This window comes from Izhakiella australiensis (assembly GCF_002006995.1).
In the GTDB taxonomy this organism is placed as follows: Bacteria; Pseudomonadota; Gammaproteobacteria; order Enterobacterales; family Enterobacteriaceae; genus Izhakiella; species Izhakiella australiensis.
The window spans coordinates 58,577-75,400 of the sequence record NZ_MRUL01000002.1 but is presented as its reverse complement, the minus strand read 5'-3'; the positions used below and the strand labels follow the sequence as shown (position 1 = coordinate 75,400).

Below are 16,824 nucleotides of genomic sequence, written 5' to 3'. Positions count from 1 at the left end.
GAGGAATGAATATGACTACTATACATAATCTGAGTGCTAATCCCTTAGTTATCGACTCCCAGAGCATTATTTCCGGTTCTGCGGACAATGCAGTTTCTGAGGTTAAAAGTAAAGGGACGCCAATTAGTGAAAGTGGCCTGTTAGTTGATATCAGCAGTCAGATTGGTTCGCATTATCTGAATCAGGTACAAACGCCCGAGCAGGCAAAAGTAGCGCTACTGTCTGTATTAAAAACGGACAGGTCCCTGGGTACAGAGGTTCAGCGCGGTCTGGAAACGGCTATCCATGACAGTAAGGGAGATAGCGTTACGGTGATCGGACCTGCAAGCAGCAGGTGGAGTGACGTTCTGATGCTGCTTATCAAAGCATCGAATGATTCAGCAATCGCCAGTAATACGCTGAGCGCCAAATACGGCACTATGAGTGAAACCAGTAGTAAAGCGGCAGCCAGCGCTCAGATGGCGCAGGGCTTATCAATTATGAGTAAGAGCATTATCTCATCCGGTATCAATATCGGTACTCAGGCTGCGGCATTGCACGGCTCAACCAAAAACTATCAGCACCAGAAAGTCAATATTCAGGGCGATAAGCGAATTGGCCTTGAAGGTAACCTGAAAGGCATGCATGAAAGGGATGTAAAAATTCGCGAACTGCAGAATGTTCAGGACTCAGTTAACCACGACGTTCTGGTAAAAAATACTGCCGATGTTAAGTCAGGAAATAAGCTGCCGACAAACAACGATGCTCAGCCTGACCTTGAAGCACATCATGATCAACTCACCGATGCACACAAAGCGGCGGTGAAGCGCGATCTGGATATCGTTATGGCTGAGCGAAACGACTTGCAGGCTGCCTATAATCAGGGTGATAACCGCTATCAGCAAAACCGGGCCAAAATTGAAACCCAGCGTGCTATCGGGGTCGCCAGTGCGGGCATCGCCGACGGTACCGGCAGCACCGTGGTCAGTAATTTCCAGAAAGAAGAGACTTTGGAAAGAGCTGAAGCCAAAGTATTGGATAGCGCCGTTGAGATGACGCGCCAGTCGGCAGAAAAGTCGGCTAAGCTGCTGGCAGATATGATGTCGATGATGGAGCAAACTCGTCGTATGGATCAGGAGCTGGGCGCGTCGGTCGCCGGTAATATCAAAGCCTGATTAATCTTGATAAACAGGCTCCGCAACCCGTCGGGTATTAGTGTGCGGAGCCTGCTGTATGGCTTGCGTTTTTTATTGTGTAACCGGACTACCAATGCCTTATACAAGCGGAACTTCCTATCAATATCCACCTCTCATTCGTTATGATCAGGCGAACACCAACTGGCGGAGCGCCTGTGTGGATGGTTTGCCGCCAACCTCATGGACATTAACACCGGTTGACCTGCCGGTAACGCAAGTACGAAACGTAGCGGCCAGCTTTTATAACCAGCCATTTTTATTGGCGGGTGAATCGCCCCCATCCGGCTTACAACAAGATAAAGCAGTCGCAGAAAAACAGGCTAAAACGTATTGCGATACTCATCGCCTGGCGTTTGCCCTGCATCAGCTAATCAGCAGGCTTCCCGTAGAACGCCAGTCGCTCGCTTTACAACTTATCGACATGACTCATTTGCAGCAGGAATTAACTCGCGGCTTAGTATTTCTTGCTGCCTGGCGTCATTGTCAGCCTCAATCAATGCCAGTAAATATCAGAGAAGAGTTATTGTCTCAGACCGTAACTCAATATTTGCAGGCATACAATAGCGAAAACACCCAAAAAGTAACTTCAAAAATAGGGAATACGTGGCTAAAGCTTCTGACTGAGGATGCTGAGGATAAAAATTCCGACGAATTACTGGCGAGGGTATTAGATATTGGCGATCGTATCTGTCGGGTGATGATGTTTTCATACTCTCATCCCGAGGGCAATATCAAATCGGATGCGCAACGTAACTGCTATGAAAATGAATATAATCAAAACAGATTCAGACTTAAATTCAGGTCGTTTTCTCCCAAAACTGTGGGCTGGATACTTAACCCCAAAAAGAAGTATGACGATGAAACGATACATGGGTGTGCGGATTTATTGATAGCGGCATACGCTTACCCAATAAATAATTTTGCAGAAAAAGGAAATAGTTAAAATGCTCGCTCCATTAATTCGCAGTTTCTCATTAAACGATTTACAACCTGCCAACCAGGCTATCAGTAGAGACGCTCTGCGACAGGACTTTCCGCTAAGCGGAGCAACGAACAGTCAGCAGAAACCCTGCAACCTCCGTGAACTGACAAATTCGGCGATCAGCAAAGGTGACATGGCTTTTCGCACCGAGTTTGAAAATCGGGCTGCAGAGGCAGTATTAGGTAAGTTAGTTCATCAGCATGCTTCATCAGCAAAATGGTTAGAACAAAAGCATCTCAATGGCCATGCAATGTCTGTCCATCTCATCGAAAATTATCTGATGGAAATTAACGCCCCAGCGGAAAAAATCGCAGATTTTAACAAATTAAAAGATAACTGGATTAAAACGGTTGAAAAAGGTATATCTCAGGGGAAAAACTTTACTACCGAGGTTTATGTTGCTGGACAAGATAAAAATATAATTAAAGAATATAAAAAAACAATCAGTGCAATTGGTAATTTTTTAAATAGCCTTGAAGGCGACTCTAAAAACAATAAAGAAATAATAACAAAAGTAAGCAATCAGATAAAAACTCAAGTGGATGGTCTTTGTCGTGATAATTATTCATCGCAAGGATTAAAGCAATCACCTGAAGACTACTTACATAATCAACCATTAAGAGTTTCTAATGAGCATCGTGACCTATTTGGCTCGCCCACTGCCGACAACGGCTATAAAGCGATTAAGGACTTGATGTTTGCTATTCGTAGTAAGCTTAACTATCCAACCTTTATCCGAAAAGCGATGCAGCAACCCGCAAACTCACCGGCAGAACCGGCGGCACCAGCCCATAATGGGCCGTTTCCACCATCCGCAAATCCAGCCAGCAATCCCTTCCCCATAGCAGCCAATGGCTATCCCATGTCAGGTGCGCCGATCAGCATTCAGGTTAACCCTAATATTAATCCGGTTAACAATGTTAGCGTTAACGTTCCCGGGTTGGCTGAATTAAATAAAACGATTACAGACCTTAACGAACGTTTAGTCAGTGCGCATGGCAGGGATTTGCATAGTACGCCATTTTCTAATACGCAGCATATTAGCGTGCCGGTGAATCAGTACGATCCATCTGGCGCTCAGCGGCAGACTGAACGAGCAAAAGCATTTGGCGATGATGGCAGCACAAATAACCAGCAGCATGTGTCTGGTGAGGACGAAAAAAACGCTCACGACGGCGCCATTCCACACGCGTTACCGCTAAGCGTTTCTGCCAGCCCGGTTCAACCGCAGAAAACTGCCAGCCAGCACGATTCTCTGCCGGAAAGTACAGCCGCTGCCGCGAATTCCGGCTCAGAAAGTCCTGTAGATTTGGAGACCACCCCGACCGTTGCGCTGTTTACCAGACACGATATTCCTTTGAATTTCATCGGAGTTTTCCGCGAATTTGACCAAGATATGCATACTTTTAACCGTGCCGCCTATAGCCATGCCGAAGCGGACAATAATCTGGTTACAGGCATCGTCCGTTATCTTGCTGCTGTCTGTGATGAAAAACTGGCCGCGGTTGGTATTCAGGGGCGCAAGGCGCAGAACTATCTGCATCAAATGCACGCAGAAGCGAAGAGTATTGATGCAGACCAACAGGTCCGCACTGATAAACATAACGCTGCCGAAGACAAAGCGCTTGCATTGTTGCAGGGATTAAGTACTCACCCACGTTATCGGGCGAATATAACCAGCGTGGCCGGGTTACTCTCTGACAGTCACTACCTTTCCCCGGAAATGAGGCAAAAACTGGCGTCATTAGCGAATGGCGCGGGCAGCCCTGAACGCCAGTCTGTTGATGCTAATAGCCGTCAGCAGCCGCAAACTGCCGCGACCAGTGGTGTGACAAGCGGTCAGGCGAAAACGCCTGGTGTCAATGGCCATGATCGTGGACTCAATAGCGCCGGGCCGCGGGGCCGCACCTTGAGTAACGAGAGCGAAATTTCAGACAGTGAGTCTGAAGAAGAGCTTGAGGGTAAATCCACCACTGATGGTGTTTCAAACCGTCAGGAGGAAACGCCTGGTGTCAATGGCCATGATCGTGGACTCAATAGCGCCGGGCCGCGGGGCCTCACCTTGAGTAACGAGAGCGAAATCTCAGACAGTGAGTCTGAAGAAGAGCTTGAGGGTAAATCCACCACTGATGGTGTTTCAAACCGTCAGGCGAAAACGCCTGTTGGCGATGAACATGACCGTGAACTCAAAGGCGCCGGGCCGAGCGGCCGCACCTTGAGCAGCGAGGTTGAAATCGAAGATATTGGGCCTGAATATGAACTTGATGATAAAACCACTACTATTGCTTCAGGCCGAAACCGCAGTATTGAATTTGCTTCGCAAACGGAGACTGAAAATAAATCTCCAGAAATTTTATCGGCTGATGAAATCAGCCAGATTGCAGAAAAATTTATCCGCCAGGATGGCGCATACGATTCGATGGGGGGCGATATGTTTCCACTTTTGCTGGCAAGTTCTGAAGCGTGGCCAGCAAACGTTGCGCTGAAAATTATCGACGACGCGCAACATCATCTTATTGATAATGGAAAGCAGTCGAAAGAAAAACAACAGAGTCTTTGGTTACTGCGTAGCGAAGAAAAGGGCCTGCCACATTATGATCTTATTGGGAAAAATGGCGATATAGTCGCTATTTCGCGCGATGGAAATTGCTTTTTTAACGCCTGTTCGCAGGGTTTGGCGCTATCAGGCCATCACTTCAGCACGCAGCAGCTGCGAGATATGGCCGCAGATGAGCTAATCGATAATCCTGAACAATATGCCTCATTTTTAGATGTTAAGAAGGTGCGGGAAGAGCTGCGAGCGGTAACGGCCACGACACAGGAGTTGACAGCATCAGATTTTCCTGTTCATAGAAATACGTTTTCTGATGAAGAAAGTGCTGTAATACAAGAAGCTAACAATACCTTAGTCAATGAAGCTAACGTTTTTCAGCAAAAAAACGCTAACGAAAAACCGGCAAAATTATCTGCTAAGACGGTTGTTGATGCCTTTGTCCAGCAAAATGCAAGACTAAACTTTCGTGCTATAAAGGCAAGAGTCGACACGAGTTATTATCTGAAAAAAGACAAAGAATTAGCTTCAGCCGAATTTATTGCTGATTTTGTTAGTAGTCTGAATAATAACATTAGCAATACTGATGTCAGGGAATATATTAACGGCTTAACGAAAGAGGCTAAAACTATCACGGAAGGAAATACCCTCCGCTATAGTCCGCAAGTAACCCAAGAGGTTGTGCAGATACTGAAAGCGTTACATGACCACAACAAGTATAACGATCCTATTAAGAAAATTATTCTTCCTCTGCTGCAAAAAAGTACTTTAGTAACGGATCTGGCTGATGAACTCAAAGGGATCATTCCTGCGCATCATTTTTCAAGCTATCAGATGACCCACGGAGATCAGAAGTTCACGTCGAGCGTGCAGGGTTTGAGAGCATCCAATCTGGCTGGTTATAATAATAACCGAGGGAGAGCATAGCCATGCCGCAACAAAGTCGAACTTATCTGCAAAGTGCTATTATCAGCGCAGTCAGTAAGGTGAAATCACTGTCAATTACCGGGATAGCGACAGAAAGCGATCTGGTATACGACTTGAATATGGATTCTCTGGAGCTGCAAGAGATGGTGATTATGCTGGAAGAGGACTATGGCATAACCATTCAGGATCAAGACCTTGTGGAAGTCCGGACGATCAGTCAGCTGATCGAACGCTGGTATCAGCGGCGTGGTATGATGCTGTCTTCAGTTGAATAGCGCTATGGCTTCTCTGCCTTTCTGGCAGAGAAGCCATTTACGAAAAAATTTTTTATGCAACAAACCTCAGTTACAGCTGGTTTCCCTGCCATTTAGCTTTCAGAAGAATTGCAATAATCATTAAGTGTTTGCTGTAGCTGCCTGAGCGTATGAATACCGTTAGTGTGACAGGCTTCATAAATGTCCTGATGACTTTTAACTTCATTCAGTGCTTTTTTGCCAAAGGTCGCGGGAAGAGCAGCAATATCACAACTCCAGATAACCTTGTTGTGTTCAAGCGTGATAAGCGATGTTTGAATAAATCTCACTTCAACATTTATACCAATTTCATCAAAGAGATGACGTAGGCGCTCAGTGGCGCCGCGATGATGTATGGGTAGCGTGAGTACCAGTTTATTCGCTGAGAGGGTATCCAGTTCAGTCAGCCATTTCTCCAGCAGGCTGCAAATAACGTCATCGTTGGCAAAGAAATCCTTCAGTTGCTTCTCAAGGTGGGCGCAAGCCTGGGCTACAATGCTTTCGACCATATGTTCGCTCTGCCTGAGATAGCTTATTAATTGCTCGATACTATGGCCAAGACCTTGCTCGAAACCATCAAGGTAGGCGAGGGTATAAATAGCGTCGCTCTCCTGATTGGCACTGCGGATAATATTGCGTGCATTGGCTTTCGCCTGCTCATTCAAGGAGTGGTAGCGTTTACTGGTAGCAATAGTCTCCTTTGGAATCCTCGCAGACGTTACTTTTAAACCCGGTGTTAAAATTATTTTCTTATACATACAGCACCGCCTGTTGAATTGCTGCTAAAACCAGATGAAGAGGTCGACCGTCAAACGACAGATTACAGTTACAATGTTGAGGGAAAACTAAACGCAGCCGGCTGAGATAGTCTTCGCTCAGCAGCTGGTTTGCCGCCTGAAAAAGAATCTGAGCGCCAACTTCAAGAATTTGCTCATCTGCCAGCGCCGGCTGGGTAATAACAGAAGGCAGACAGAACGGACTGAAAAAAAAGCGGCGCTGAGAATCAGTTAGCTGCTGTAAAAAAAGTGGCGAGCGGATAAGGCTGGTTGCGCAGCATTTCAGCCCCAGTAGCCAGGCAATCTCCTGTAACCGATGCCAATGGCAAATCAACAACTGACCGCCAGGCGCAATTTCAGTCACTTGCGGGCTCACTATGACAGGGCAGTAATGCTTGATTAGCAGATAATTAATAGCGGCATCCGGCAGTGGCCCCCGCCCGGTGAGATTACCGGTCAACTGCAGCAGCCAGGACGGATCGCTGTAACTGACCGGGTTATACATTATATTTATTACCTTCAGGGTAATATTCACATCTATATTCTGTTGCATCTTTTGCACATGAAATGCCGCCAGTCCGCACTGAAAACAGTGCGGAACTGGCGGACGGTTATAATCAGGAAATTGACCCGGTTTCTCCGCAAGGATAGCGATAAACCACCTTCATTAAGATACGTTATCCTCCGCAGCGGTTTTTTTATCCCAAAAGCGCAGAGAGCCATTTTTTTTAACCTGATTGAGTAATACCCCAGCCAGTAATGCAATCAGCACGGCGGCAAACAGAAACCCAAACAGCAGGTACAGCTTCGGTACTGAACTGTTATCCGCCGGCGTGATCCTGACAGGCGCATTTTGCTCAAACATAACGACAGAAATATTCTCATAACTAATACCCTGCACGCTGTTTTTAACTAACCTTTTTATCTTTGATATATATTCATCCTGATTAACTTTCCCGCGATAAAGAATAAAAACTGAAGCAGAATTTACAGCGTTATCATCGGTGAAAGGGTAGCTAAGATGAACCCGTGCTGAACTAACATAATCAAGCTGCCGTATAGTCTGACCTAAGCGCTGCTCAATGGCTGATATTAACCGTGCTTTTTCCCCGAGAGGGGTGGTGATCATCGCATCGGCTGGGAACTGTTGGGCAATCTCAACGTCATCAGCAGAAGGCAGGTTATAGCTGATTAATAACGCTGTCGCCTCACTGAGAACGTCCGGACTAACCTGTACAGAAAAAGTGCTTTTGTCAGATTTCTGTTTAGCCGCATCAATATTATGTTTTTCCAGCATGGCGACGACTTCATTCGCCTGGCGCTCGGATAGCTGGCTGATAAGTTCACTATTACAACCAGTAAGTAAAAAAACCATCAGGGCCAGCAGAAAAGCAGGTCCACATTTTCTGATCATGTTTTTATTAACGTTTCAATAGCAGCGACGCCTTTTCTCACCATCGTGCTGCACAGGTTAGTTTCAAGGGTGTAGATCGACAGTCGCTTCTGCCACTCAATAAGCTGAGCAGGGTTTGACGTTACGTTTGGGTCATTGAGGGCGGCGTAAATTTCTTCCCGCGTATGCTGGCTTTCAACGGCTTTACTGGCAAATGCGTGGCCAAGACGGTCGTCCAAAGACATCAGGACGGAATCACCGCCATGACCTTGCAGACCGCCAGAGCGGCTAGCGGCGCCGAGGGCGTTAACGAGCGGTGATACAATATCACTCATGACGGCTTCCTCACCAAAGGGGATTATTTGTAGTTGGCGATAATAGACTGATCGATATCCCGATATGCTTTCACCACGTTAGACTGGGCGTTGCGATACAAAGTATATTCAGCCAGTGCAGCCTGGTAATTAGACAATGTTGTCGGATCGCTCGGGTTTCCATTAAGTGCTTCAAGTGCGGTTGTGACTTTTGTCTTTAATGTAGCAACGCCAGTATTGAAAGAATCTGATAGTTTCTGTATGTGACGTCCATCACCGATATCAGCAGGTGTGTTAATTACATCAGTAGCCATATTATATACTCCATTAGTTATTGCTAGCGGTTATATCAGAATATAACCAGTGATTTCCCGGGATAAGAATATATCCATCCCGACCAACTTTAAGCGATTTATCTCTTAAAGGATCTTCATTCAATACGATAATGAACTTCACATATTCATCACCGTATTGATGATAGAATTCGTTTACCTGACGTTGGAAAGCCAGAAGATGGTTGTCATCAATGTCACCACGAACGATGTAATTAACGTAGTTATTAGCGCTGTCGCGCTGACTGATTAATCCCGATGACTTAATATTTCCCTCAGCGACACTTGTTAGCTCTTTGTCTGATACTCTTTTGAATATTGTTCGGGGTAGCCAGCTAATTTCTCTTTGAAGTATATCACTAAGTGTCTGGTCGTTATTTTTTGTAGCTGGCCAGCGTTCGCTGCTGATAACCAGCGTTAATTCTGCTCGTTCGGACAGTTGTACATCGAAAAAGGGGATCCCTTTTTGTCGCAGCACGGATTTTATCTCTTCAACCACCTGGTCAGCATCAACGATTGCGACATTGTCATTGAGTAGCTGCTTTTTTCGCAATGCATTATAGACCCAGCTTTTTTTCTGCAAGCTATCCACCACAACGTAGTAGCGATTATCTGAAGTTTTGACAATTGCTGGACTCACCTCGCGCAACACTTCCTGTAACGAGGCGGTCCGGTCATGGTGGCTTATAAAGTAGATACCCAGAGCTACGGCTAACGCCAGAATCGCCAATCCAGCCAGGCAGGGGATTAGCCATTGACGACGCACCGTAACGATCCTGGCAGGTTGCGCTTTGGGTTGGGGTGGGCTGGAACCTGATTCTGGTTGATAATTAACGACGCTGTCACTCCAGCTATCAACGATGTTTTTGACGGCCAGCGTCATGCATCCAATGGAAATTGGCTGATTAAGGGCAATAGCAATCGTCTCTTTCACAGCGTGTTTGTCGTCGGCAGCGACGGCTGCTGACAATCGCTGTGCCGTAATGAAATCGCCGCTATCTCGCTCAATCATCCCGTTATCGGCAGCCACTTCATCAGCGATTTGACTATCTTGTTGCTGCTGCGGGCTGCTAAAGCGTAGGATAAAACGCTCTTCCATATTATGTGGGGCAGGTACAAAGATACTATTTTCTGCATGAAAGCTGGCATCAGTGAAAGTACCAGTCTCAGATTGCTGAGCAAGCTTGTCAGCGTCAGCGAACCAAATATAGAGCCATTCAGCGGCAGGCAACGTCAGATCGACTCCGTACATTGGACCGGAGAGAATTCTTAGCGTATATCTTTCAGTTGCGTTGTTCATATAATTTTAAAGTACGATTGTGGTTTATCTGGCTGCAGGATATTAATGAGTGATGACACCATAAAACATAAATTTTTATTTATTTAAATGGAGTGATTAAATAAATATTTTTTTATATGCTTACAAATAATATACCCGTAGGATAAAGGACAATATTTTAAGGGTAATATAATGATTTCGCGTTTTAACAAAACGGGTAATATCGCTATTGCGGCCATATTACTACTAACAACATTTCTACAGAGCGGATGTGTCAACCACGCTGCGTCAGGAGATATGGATTCAGCTTATTCGCTTGTCGAATATAAAGATTTAAATGGCCTTAAAAGGCAAATGGTACTTTGTGCCACGCAGTATATGTTGATGAACCACAAAGAACAATTATATTTATCCTATAAAGTTCACGACCAAAAGGTTAGTTATGAAACAACGGATAAAGCGTTAAGTAAATATATGTTGGCGTGCACCGGGATAGTGACATTTTTACCGCAAGACGATAGCGGAACGATTGAGATCGCCGGAAGATAAGTTCATCCAGGAGTATCAGTATGTCTGAAATGAATAATGAATGGGCAAAGTGTGATAATAGTATTGTTGAGTTATCTACCGACAGCTGCTGTCTGCTCGATTACCAGGGAAAGCGCCTCGATACTGGCAGCGACGCAATCAGCGTGATGCCCATCTGGCGTGACCCGCACTCAACGCATTCGCTTGAGCTGGTTTACTATTCAGAAAATTGCAGACTACAGCTACCAGCGGTAGGGCGTTATCGTATACAAAACATTTATGCGCTGTGCGAGATGCTGGCTTTTTTCGACGAAAGCAATACGCAACAGCCTGAACTGCCGCTGCGTGAAGATAATTATAACCTTTTACTTTTAACCAGTCAGGATTTGGGCTACTGGTTTACATTGATGTTTCTTTCGAATCGTTCAAACATTGCCTTTGCTCAGTTTTGCGAGTTCTTAAGAAAAAAAGAAGCTTACTGGATGGTTCGCTATCTGCTGCCTCATCGTTGCTCGCCTAAAAAAGTTCTTACTCTGTGTAAAGAATATGGCTTTTCCTATTCGTATTTTAGAAGGATTGTTAATAACTTTTTTGGCATGACGGCTAAGAAAAAACTACTTTCATGGCGAGTATCTCAAACGGTATTAGATATTATTGATGGTCGGGATAAAATTACCGACATTGCATTACAAAATGGATTTGCGTCGTCGTCACATGCATCTACTACCATAAAAAAGGAGCTGGGTTTAAAACCATTAGCCATTAGAAAATTTAAAGATGGTAGTAGTGACTAACGCGGAATGAAAAATGGAAAGTAATCAATCAAGTTTTTTTGATTATAAAATATGTAGTTTTCATGATGATATTTTTATTGAAAAATATGAGTTAATCTCAGCCATGTGGATCGCGCTGGCGCATATCAGCCGGTGTAAAATTCACATTTCTCAGGATGACGTATTTTTTAGAGTTTTTAGCGATGATAAAGGGCGCGATCATGCCATCCGCTCTTATATGGAATCAAATATTCATGTTTTTGAATTTGAAAAATAAATCAATATACCTGTTCATTATCGGTGTATTTCTGAACCCTGCGACAACGATGGCAGAGGATATTATTTTTCCATCAGAGAAAAATGTAATTCCGGCTGAGCGGGCCTTACCGGAAAGAACGCCAGCTAGCAATGGCTTCGTTGCCAGGGACAAAAGCGTTGAGTACGTATTTAAAGCGCTCTCTGCCGAAATGAAAAGACCGGTCATCGTCAGTACAAAAGCGAAAAAATATAGTGTGACAGGTAATTTTAACCTGAATCGTCCTGGTGAGGTTTTTAGCAAAATAGCCAACGATCTTGGATTGATATGGTACTACGATGGTTCAATCTACTACGTCTATGAAGCATCTGAAGCGAAAACGGCTATCGTTCACCTGCCGCGTTACAATTACAACGATTTGATTATGTTTTTAAAGGATAACCAGTTATATGACAATCGTTATCCATTAAAAATGAATTATTCGGCGAGTACGTTGTACGTATCTGGTCCGCCTAAGTATGTAGACATTATCAGCGCCATAGCTAACTTTATGGGTGAAACACCACACGAAGAATTGAGCAAGCAGGTGATTGAAACCATCAAGTTACGTCATACGTTTGTCGACGATCGCACCTATGACTACCGTGAAAAAACAATAACGATTAAGGGTATTGCCTCGACAGTTAATGAATTATTAATGGATAGTGTGCCAGGTGGTCGAACGCGTGCAGTTTCAGTGGTGAAAAATAGAACTGATGAAAATAAAACGGCCATCTCTGAGACCGACATGCTCAATGGACAGGCTTTGTTTAGTGGCAGCGATCTCGACAGAAACAATATAAAAATATTACCTTTTACTGCAAGAAACAGTTTAATCATTAAAGGTACACGAGCTCAGGTTAATATGATCAAAGATCTGGTTTCCAGCCTTGATATAGCGCGCAAGCAAATCGAATTGTCGCTGTGGATCATCGACATTAACAAATCAGATTTGGACTCATTAGGTGTTGACTGGAAAGGGCAGATGACGTTGGGCAGCAACGCGCTTGGTTTACTCAATACCAGCAGCATTCTTAGCGGGCCACAGCAGACCTGGTTTCTGGCAACCATTATGGCGTTAAGCAAAAAGCAAAAAGCAAACGTCGTTTCGCGTCCTATTTTGCTGGTTCAGGAAAATATGCCGGCATTGTTTGATAATGCCCGTAGCTTCCATGTCAAATTAACCGGTGATCATCAGGTCGATTTAAAAACAGTAAGTTATGGAACTACCATAAAGGTTACACCGATAATATCTGACGACAATAACATTGTTGAGATGAGCCTGAATATTATGGATGGCAGCACATTAAATGACGGCGCCGGAAATATCGAGCAGGTTGATAATTTACCGGTTGTTGGCAATACCACTATCAGCACAATTGCAAGGGTTAATGAAGGCCAGAGTTTACTTATCGGCGGCTATACACGCGACCAAATTCAGGTTGCAAACAGCAGTGTGCCTTTCCTCGCAGACATTCCTGTTTTGGGTTATTTGTTTAAAGGAAAAAGCAATGGTGTTAATAAGTCGGTCCGGCTTTTCCTGATTCAGCCGCGAGTATTATCTGACAGTAATAAGTTAGATACAGCGACTGAAGGCTATATCAATGATGGGTGGGATGCAGTAAAACATTATTCGGCAACCAATAGCGGCATAAACCGCGATGCACTGATTAATCAGTAATGGAGATAACATGGCTGGCAATATGACGATTAATCAGGCACCGGTTAATAATGATTTAATTGAAAGCTTGCAAGCTATGCAGGACAAAGCGGAGGTAAAAGTCACTTACTCAACCGCTTCGTCTGTTGCCATGACGATGGCTGATGATATGGCAGCTCTGCTCAGCACTTTTTTACAAAACCGGATGCCGGGCAAGAAAAACAACGAAGTTGCCACTTCTGTTGAACGTGCCTGTGATGCCATTCTTGCCCCTGAACGCCCGGCGCCAATTAGCAAAATCCGTGAGTTCGCCTGCTCAACGGGGATGAATAGTAAAACGTTTCTGGCATTTATGAAGCAGATGTATCCCGACCCTATGCAGCTTGCTTTGCTGCTGCAGGCAATGATCCGACAAAAAAAACATAATCGTGCCGCGGATGACGATGAACTGGCCGATGTCCCTCTGGAACTGCTTGAAGACACGCTGAATCTGCTGATCAATGGTCCGGGAAAAAAAGGAATTCGGGCAGGACTCAACACGGAATCGCAAACGCGTCAGTACTCTTCACTTTTACAGCGAGATGAAAAGACGCTGCGCAACATGTATTACGAATTTATCTCCCTGAAGCAGGAACCGGTGGTAACTTATCAGGAAATGTACGCTAACTTTGGTGCAGACCGGATTAAAACAGGCCTTGATTATTTTACCCTGGCGCTACACTCAGATATTAACAGCCATGATCCCTCATGTTCAAAAGATGAGTTTGGCTTGCTCCTTGAGGCGAACTACAGGTTGTGCTTAATTAAGTCAGCAAGTGAAAATTTCATCAGTAGCATGCTGGAGTGCGAATACCTTAATATTCCTGCTAGCAAGATTAAAAATATTCTTATTGAGTTTTTTATTAATTTTGTTACCGATCCTGAGAAAGTCGCGAATCATGTGCAGACGTTCATAAAAGATAACATGGCATTTAATGTCAATGCTGACAAAATAGCGGTTATTCAACATTTAAGAACCGTTATCTCACACTTTCCATCACAAGTTTTTGCTAACGAGTTACTGGAAGGCGCCAGATTAAAGAATGACCTTGATCGAAATTTACTAGATATGATGGACCGATTAATCCGCATCAGTGAGGGCGGGAAACGCTATGAATAAAAATCATACCAACTGGGACTTCTCCGACCAACTGGCCATGCTTAATGATGGCGGCGAGATAACTATAGAGCAAGAGAGCTTTTGTACTCGCGTGGTGAATATGGCTGGCTATTTTGTTGCTTTGACTAACTTAAATATTTATCCATCTCGCCTGGAGAATTTCCTCTATGTATGGCAGAACATGATTCAGGACGATGAGCACTTTTTACTTAAATCAAACGAAGTCATTCATGTCGTATATATAGATGAACTTGATCTCAACGGCCTGATTAGCAGAATTAAAGACATATATAACTTTTGCGCCGCGCATTAGTTTTTGGGGTTTTCGATGTTACAACGTATTTCTCAGCGTCCTGAGCTTTTTATTGTCATCTTAATGGTGACTATTATTGCCATGTTGATTATCCCCTTGCCAACCTGGCTAATAGATTTTCTGCTGGCGCTAAACATTACATTTTCAGTGCTTATTTTTATCGGTACGTTTTACATCCAGAAAATCCTGGATTTTTCTTCGCTACCTTCTTTATTACTGATTACGACACTTTTCCGCTTAGCGTTATCAATCAGCACTAGCCGTATGATTTTGATTCAGGCTGATGCCGGACATATTATTACTACTTTCGGTAATTTTGTTATCTCTGGCGATATTATTATTGGCTTGATCATTTTTTCCATCATTACGCTATTTCAGTTCATTGTTATTACCAAAGGTTCTGAACGCGTTGCCGAAGTGTGTGCGCGTTTTTCTCTGGATGCGATGCCGGGCAAACAGATGAGTATTGATGCGGATCTTAAAGCCGGATCGATTGATGCGGACGTGGCAAAAGCAAACCGTTTAGCGCTGGAAAAAGAGAGCCAGTTATATGGTGCGCTTGACGGTACCATGAAGTTTATTAAAGGCGATGCTATCGCCAGCATCGTAATCATCTTTGTTAACTTTATTGGCGGCATATCGATCGGGATGGGGCGCCATAGCATGAGCTTTAGCCATGCTACTGAAGTTTATACCATTTTGACTATAGGTGATGCGCTGGTAGCGCAAATACCAGCGCTGCTGATCTCGATAGGCACCGGATTTGTTGTCACCAGGGTGAGTGAAGACGGCAAGAACCTGGGCGAGAACATCATTGAACAAATTTTCAAGCGTGACTTTGTACTGGTGGTCACCGCCACGGTATCTCTGCTTATTGGTTTACTTCCCGGTTTCCCCGGCATTGTCTTTTTTTCTATTTCAGCATTGATTCTTGCCATTTGTTTTTCACGCAGGATGAAAGCCGCTAAAGCTGAAAAAGCACAGAATGAAATGGATGAAGGGAAGGGGGAGTACGGTAGCGCGTATCAGCAAAAAGAAGGCGGAGCTGATAATTTGAATGATGTGCTCCCGGAGACAATTCCGTTAATGTTGTTTGTCCCGCCGTATAGTGCCGCTGGGGCTCCGTTAAAAAAATTGTCATTAAAGCTTAAAAAAGATTTTTTTATTAATTTCGGTATACATTTGCCTGAAATAAGCATCCTGTCAAAATCAACGATAAGCCCGGACACCGCTTTATTGATGGTCAATGAAGTCCGTGCGGGTGAGGTTCCCATCGTTTATGACCACTGTAAAGCATTACACTGGAATGAAGCCCTTTCTCTGTGTGATGTTGATATTAAAGTCATTGACGAAGGGAACCGGTCTTTTCAGTGGGTCAGGATTAAAGATCGCGAGCTTGTTAGTTTACCTGATATAACATTCCGTGACTGGGAAGAGGAATTAAGCCTGTCTTTCCAGACGATAGTTGCAAACAATATCTCTGAATTTTTCGGCATTCAGGAAATGAAACATATACTTGATAAAATGGAAGCGAATTACCCTGAATTGCTGAAAGAAGTATACCGTCATATGACGGTGCAACGAATTACTGAAGTATTACATCGTTTGGTAAAAGAGAAAATATCTGTACGTAATATGAAAGTCGTGATGGAGGCGCTGGCTCTGTGGGGAGGAAAAGAACGCGACACGATTATGCTGGTTGAACATGTGCGTGCGGCCATGGCTCGCTATATCTCTGATAAGTTTGCCGTTGATAACAAAATTACTGCATTTGTTTTATCTCCTGAGGTTGAAAAGCGCATCCGTCGAGGGATACGTAACACATCAACGGGTAGCTTTATTAATCTTGAACCGGAAGACAGCGAGTTTATCCATCAGGCATTTCAGCAAAATCTGGCCACAGGGTTCTTATCGCTTAAAGATATTGTCTTGCTGACGGCGGTAGATATCCGACGCTATACCAAAAGACTTATTGAGAATGATTTTACTGAACTTGAAGTCTTATCCTTTGGTGAGATTTCCGACACAGTGAAAATCAATGTTATCCAAACTGTATAAATGACAGGATGAAAAT

The 16,824-nt window shown here is 44.2% G+C and carries 17 protein-coding genes; 11 read left to right on the top strand and 6 right to left on the bottom strand.

All coding sequences use genetic code 11. The annotated features are described in order from the left end of the window. Nucleotides 1–11 precede the first annotated feature (11 nt). From BTJ39_RS03685 to BTJ39_RS03670, 4 genes are all read left to right on the top strand, one after another. Nucleotides 12–1,154: a hypothetical protein gene (locus BTJ39_RS03685; protein ID WP_078001327.1), complete on the top strand. Its 1,143-nt coding sequence runs from the start codon at nt 12–14 to the stop codon at nt 1,152–1,154. Between the two features lie 94 nt (nt 1,155–1,248). Continuing rightward, entirely contained in the window at nt 1,249–2,118 is an 870-nt protein-coding gene (locus BTJ39_RS03680) for a hypothetical protein (protein ID WP_139356306.1), read from the top strand. A 1-nt stretch (nt 2,119) separates the two neighbouring features. Continuing rightward, a complete protein-coding gene (locus tag BTJ39_RS03675; RefSeq protein WP_078001325.1) occupies nt 2,120–5,635 on the top strand; it encodes an OTU domain-containing protein in 3,516 nt (1,171 codons plus the stop codon). A gap of 2 nt (nt 5,636–5,637) precedes the next feature. Then, nucleotides 5,638–5,910, top strand: coding sequence for an acyl carrier protein (locus BTJ39_RS03670; protein WP_078001324.1), 273 nt, complete (start codon nt 5,638–5,640; stop codon nt 5,908–5,910). A gap of 92 nt (nt 5,911–6,002) precedes the next feature. On the opposite strand, the gene BTJ39_RS03665 is transcribed toward BTJ39_RS03670, so the two are convergent. From BTJ39_RS03665 to BTJ39_RS03640, 6 genes are all read right to left on the bottom strand, one after another. Then, nucleotides 6,003–6,686: a hypothetical protein gene (locus BTJ39_RS03665; RefSeq protein ID WP_139356305.1), complete on the bottom strand. Its 684-nt coding sequence runs from the start codon at nt 6,684–6,686 to the stop codon at nt 6,003–6,005. Then, the gene (locus tag BTJ39_RS03660; RefSeq protein WP_078001322.1) at nt 6,679–7,257 is read right to left on the bottom strand and encodes a hypothetical protein; all 579 of its coding nucleotides are present in this window, start codon (nt 7,255–7,257) and stop codon (nt 6,679–6,681) included. The genes BTJ39_RS03665 and BTJ39_RS03660 overlap by 8 nt, the downstream gene beginning before the upstream one ends. Before the next feature lie 114 nt (nt 7,258–7,371). After that, nucleotides 7,372–8,118 (bottom strand): type III secretion system inner membrane ring lipoprotein SctJ, encoded by a 747-nt coding sequence (gene sctJ, locus BTJ39_RS03655; RefSeq protein ID WP_078001321.1) that lies wholly within the window; start codon nt 8,116–8,118, stop codon nt 7,372–7,374. Then, nucleotides 8,115–8,432, bottom strand: coding sequence for a type III secretion system inner rod subunit SctI (gene sctI, locus BTJ39_RS03650; RefSeq protein ID WP_078001320.1), 318 nt, complete (start codon nt 8,430–8,432; stop codon nt 8,115–8,117). The genes sctJ and sctI overlap by 4 nt, the downstream gene beginning before the upstream one ends. Nucleotides 8,433–8,455: 23 nt before the next feature. Then, nucleotides 8,456–8,725: a type III secretion system needle filament subunit SctF gene (sctF, locus tag BTJ39_RS03645; RefSeq protein ID WP_078001319.1), complete on the bottom strand. Its 270-nt coding sequence runs from the start codon at nt 8,723–8,725 to the stop codon at nt 8,456–8,458. Between the two features lie 13 nt (nt 8,726–8,738). Further along, nucleotides 8,739–10,043, bottom strand: coding sequence for a PrgH/EprH family type III secretion apparatus protein (locus BTJ39_RS03640; RefSeq protein WP_078001318.1), 1,305 nt, complete (start codon nt 10,041–10,043; stop codon nt 8,739–8,741). Between the two features lie 171 nt (nt 10,044–10,214). Here BTJ39_RS03640 and BTJ39_RS03635 point away from each other — a divergent pair, with 171 nt between their 5' ends. From BTJ39_RS03635 to BTJ39_RS03610, 7 genes are read left to right on the top strand one after another with little or no spacing between them, the layout of a single operon-like run. Continuing rightward, on the top strand, nt 10,215–10,571 hold the full coding sequence (locus tag BTJ39_RS03635; protein ID WP_078001317.1) for a hypothetical protein: 357 nt from the start codon (nt 10,215–10,217) through the stop codon (nt 10,569–10,571). Nucleotides 10,572–10,591: 20 nt separating this feature from the next. Then, complete coding sequence (locus tag BTJ39_RS03630; protein ID WP_078001316.1) at nt 10,592–11,344, top strand: helix-turn-helix domain-containing protein; 753 nt, start codon at nt 10,592–10,594, stop codon at nt 11,342–11,344. A gap of 13 nt (nt 11,345–11,357) precedes the next feature. Continuing rightward, entirely contained in the window at nt 11,358–11,600 is a 243-nt protein-coding gene (locus BTJ39_RS24770; RefSeq protein ID WP_176110213.1) for a hypothetical protein, read from the top strand. After that, nucleotides 11,578–13,299, top strand: a complete 1,722-nt coding sequence (gene sctC / locus BTJ39_RS03625) for a type III secretion system outer membrane ring subunit SctC (RefSeq protein ID WP_176110211.1) — start codon at nt 11,578–11,580, stop codon at nt 13,297–13,299. The genes BTJ39_RS24770 and sctC overlap by 23 nt, the downstream gene beginning before the upstream one ends. Before the next feature lie 10 nt (nt 13,300–13,309). Beyond that, entirely contained in the window at nt 13,310–14,437 is a 1,128-nt protein-coding gene (locus tag BTJ39_RS03620; RefSeq protein WP_078001314.1) for an HrpJ domain-containing protein, read from the top strand. After that, entirely contained in the window at nt 14,430–14,750 is a 321-nt protein-coding gene (locus BTJ39_RS03615; protein WP_078001313.1) for a hypothetical protein, read from the top strand. The genes BTJ39_RS03620 and BTJ39_RS03615 overlap by 8 nt, the downstream gene beginning before the upstream one ends. Nucleotides 14,751–14,765: 15 nt before the next feature. Then, nucleotides 14,766–16,808: an EscV/YscV/HrcV family type III secretion system export apparatus protein gene (locus BTJ39_RS03610; RefSeq protein WP_078001312.1), complete on the top strand. Its 2,043-nt coding sequence runs from the start codon at nt 14,766–14,768 to the stop codon at nt 16,806–16,808. Nucleotides 16,809–16,824: the final 16 nt, after the last annotated feature.

Bases quoted from the DNA above. Each gene is read 5' to 3' on its own strand.
- sctF (WP_078001319.1), bottom strand. From the start codon at position 8,725: ATGGCTACTGATGTAATTAACACACCTGCTGATATCGGTGATGGACGT.
- sctC (WP_176110211.1), top strand. From the start codon at position 11,578: ATGTTTTTGAATTTGAAAAATAAATCAATATACCTGTTCATTATCGGT.
- BTJ39_RS03665 (WP_139356305.1), bottom strand. From the start codon at position 6,686: ATGTATAAGAAAATAATTTTAACACCGGGTTTAAAAGTAACGTCTGCG.
- sctJ (WP_078001321.1), bottom strand. From the start codon at position 8,118: ATGATCAGAAAATGTGGACCTGCTTTTCTGCTGGCCCTGATGGTTTTT.
- BTJ39_RS03660 (WP_078001322.1), bottom strand. From the start codon at position 7,257: ATGCAACAGAATATAGATGTGAATATTACCCTGAAGGTAATAAATATA.
- BTJ39_RS03670 (WP_078001324.1), top strand. From the start codon at position 5,638: ATGCCGCAACAAAGTCGAACTTATCTGCAAAGTGCTATTATCAGCGCA.
- BTJ39_RS03610 (WP_078001312.1), top strand. From the start codon at position 14,766: ATGTTACAACGTATTTCTCAGCGTCCTGAGCTTTTTATTGTCATCTTA.
- BTJ39_RS03640 (WP_078001318.1), bottom strand. From the start codon at position 10,043: ATGAACAACGCAACTGAAAGATATACGCTAAGAATTCTCTCCGGTCCA.
- BTJ39_RS24770 (WP_176110213.1), top strand. From the start codon at position 11,358: ATGGAAAGTAATCAATCAAGTTTTTTTGATTATAAAATATGTAGTTTT.
- BTJ39_RS03680 (WP_139356306.1), top strand. From the start codon at position 1,249: ATGCCTTATACAAGCGGAACTTCCTATCAATATCCACCTCTCATTCGT.
- BTJ39_RS03620 (WP_078001314.1), top strand. From the start codon at position 13,310: ATGGCTGGCAATATGACGATTAATCAGGCACCGGTTAATAATGATTTA.
- BTJ39_RS03685 (WP_078001327.1), top strand. From the start codon at position 12: ATGACTACTATACATAATCTGAGTGCTAATCCCTTAGTTATCGACTCC.
- BTJ39_RS03630 (WP_078001316.1), top strand. From the start codon at position 10,592: ATGTCTGAAATGAATAATGAATGGGCAAAGTGTGATAATAGTATTGTT.
- sctI (WP_078001320.1), bottom strand. From the start codon at position 8,432: ATGAGTGATATTGTATCACCGCTCGTTAACGCCCTCGGCGCCGCTAGC.
- BTJ39_RS03675 (WP_078001325.1), top strand. From the start codon at position 2,120: ATGCTCGCTCCATTAATTCGCAGTTTCTCATTAAACGATTTACAACCT.
- BTJ39_RS03615 (WP_078001313.1), top strand. From the start codon at position 14,430: ATGAATAAAAATCATACCAACTGGGACTTCTCCGACCAACTGGCCATG.
- BTJ39_RS03635 (WP_078001317.1), top strand. From the start codon at position 10,215: ATGATTTCGCGTTTTAACAAAACGGGTAATATCGCTATTGCGGCCATA.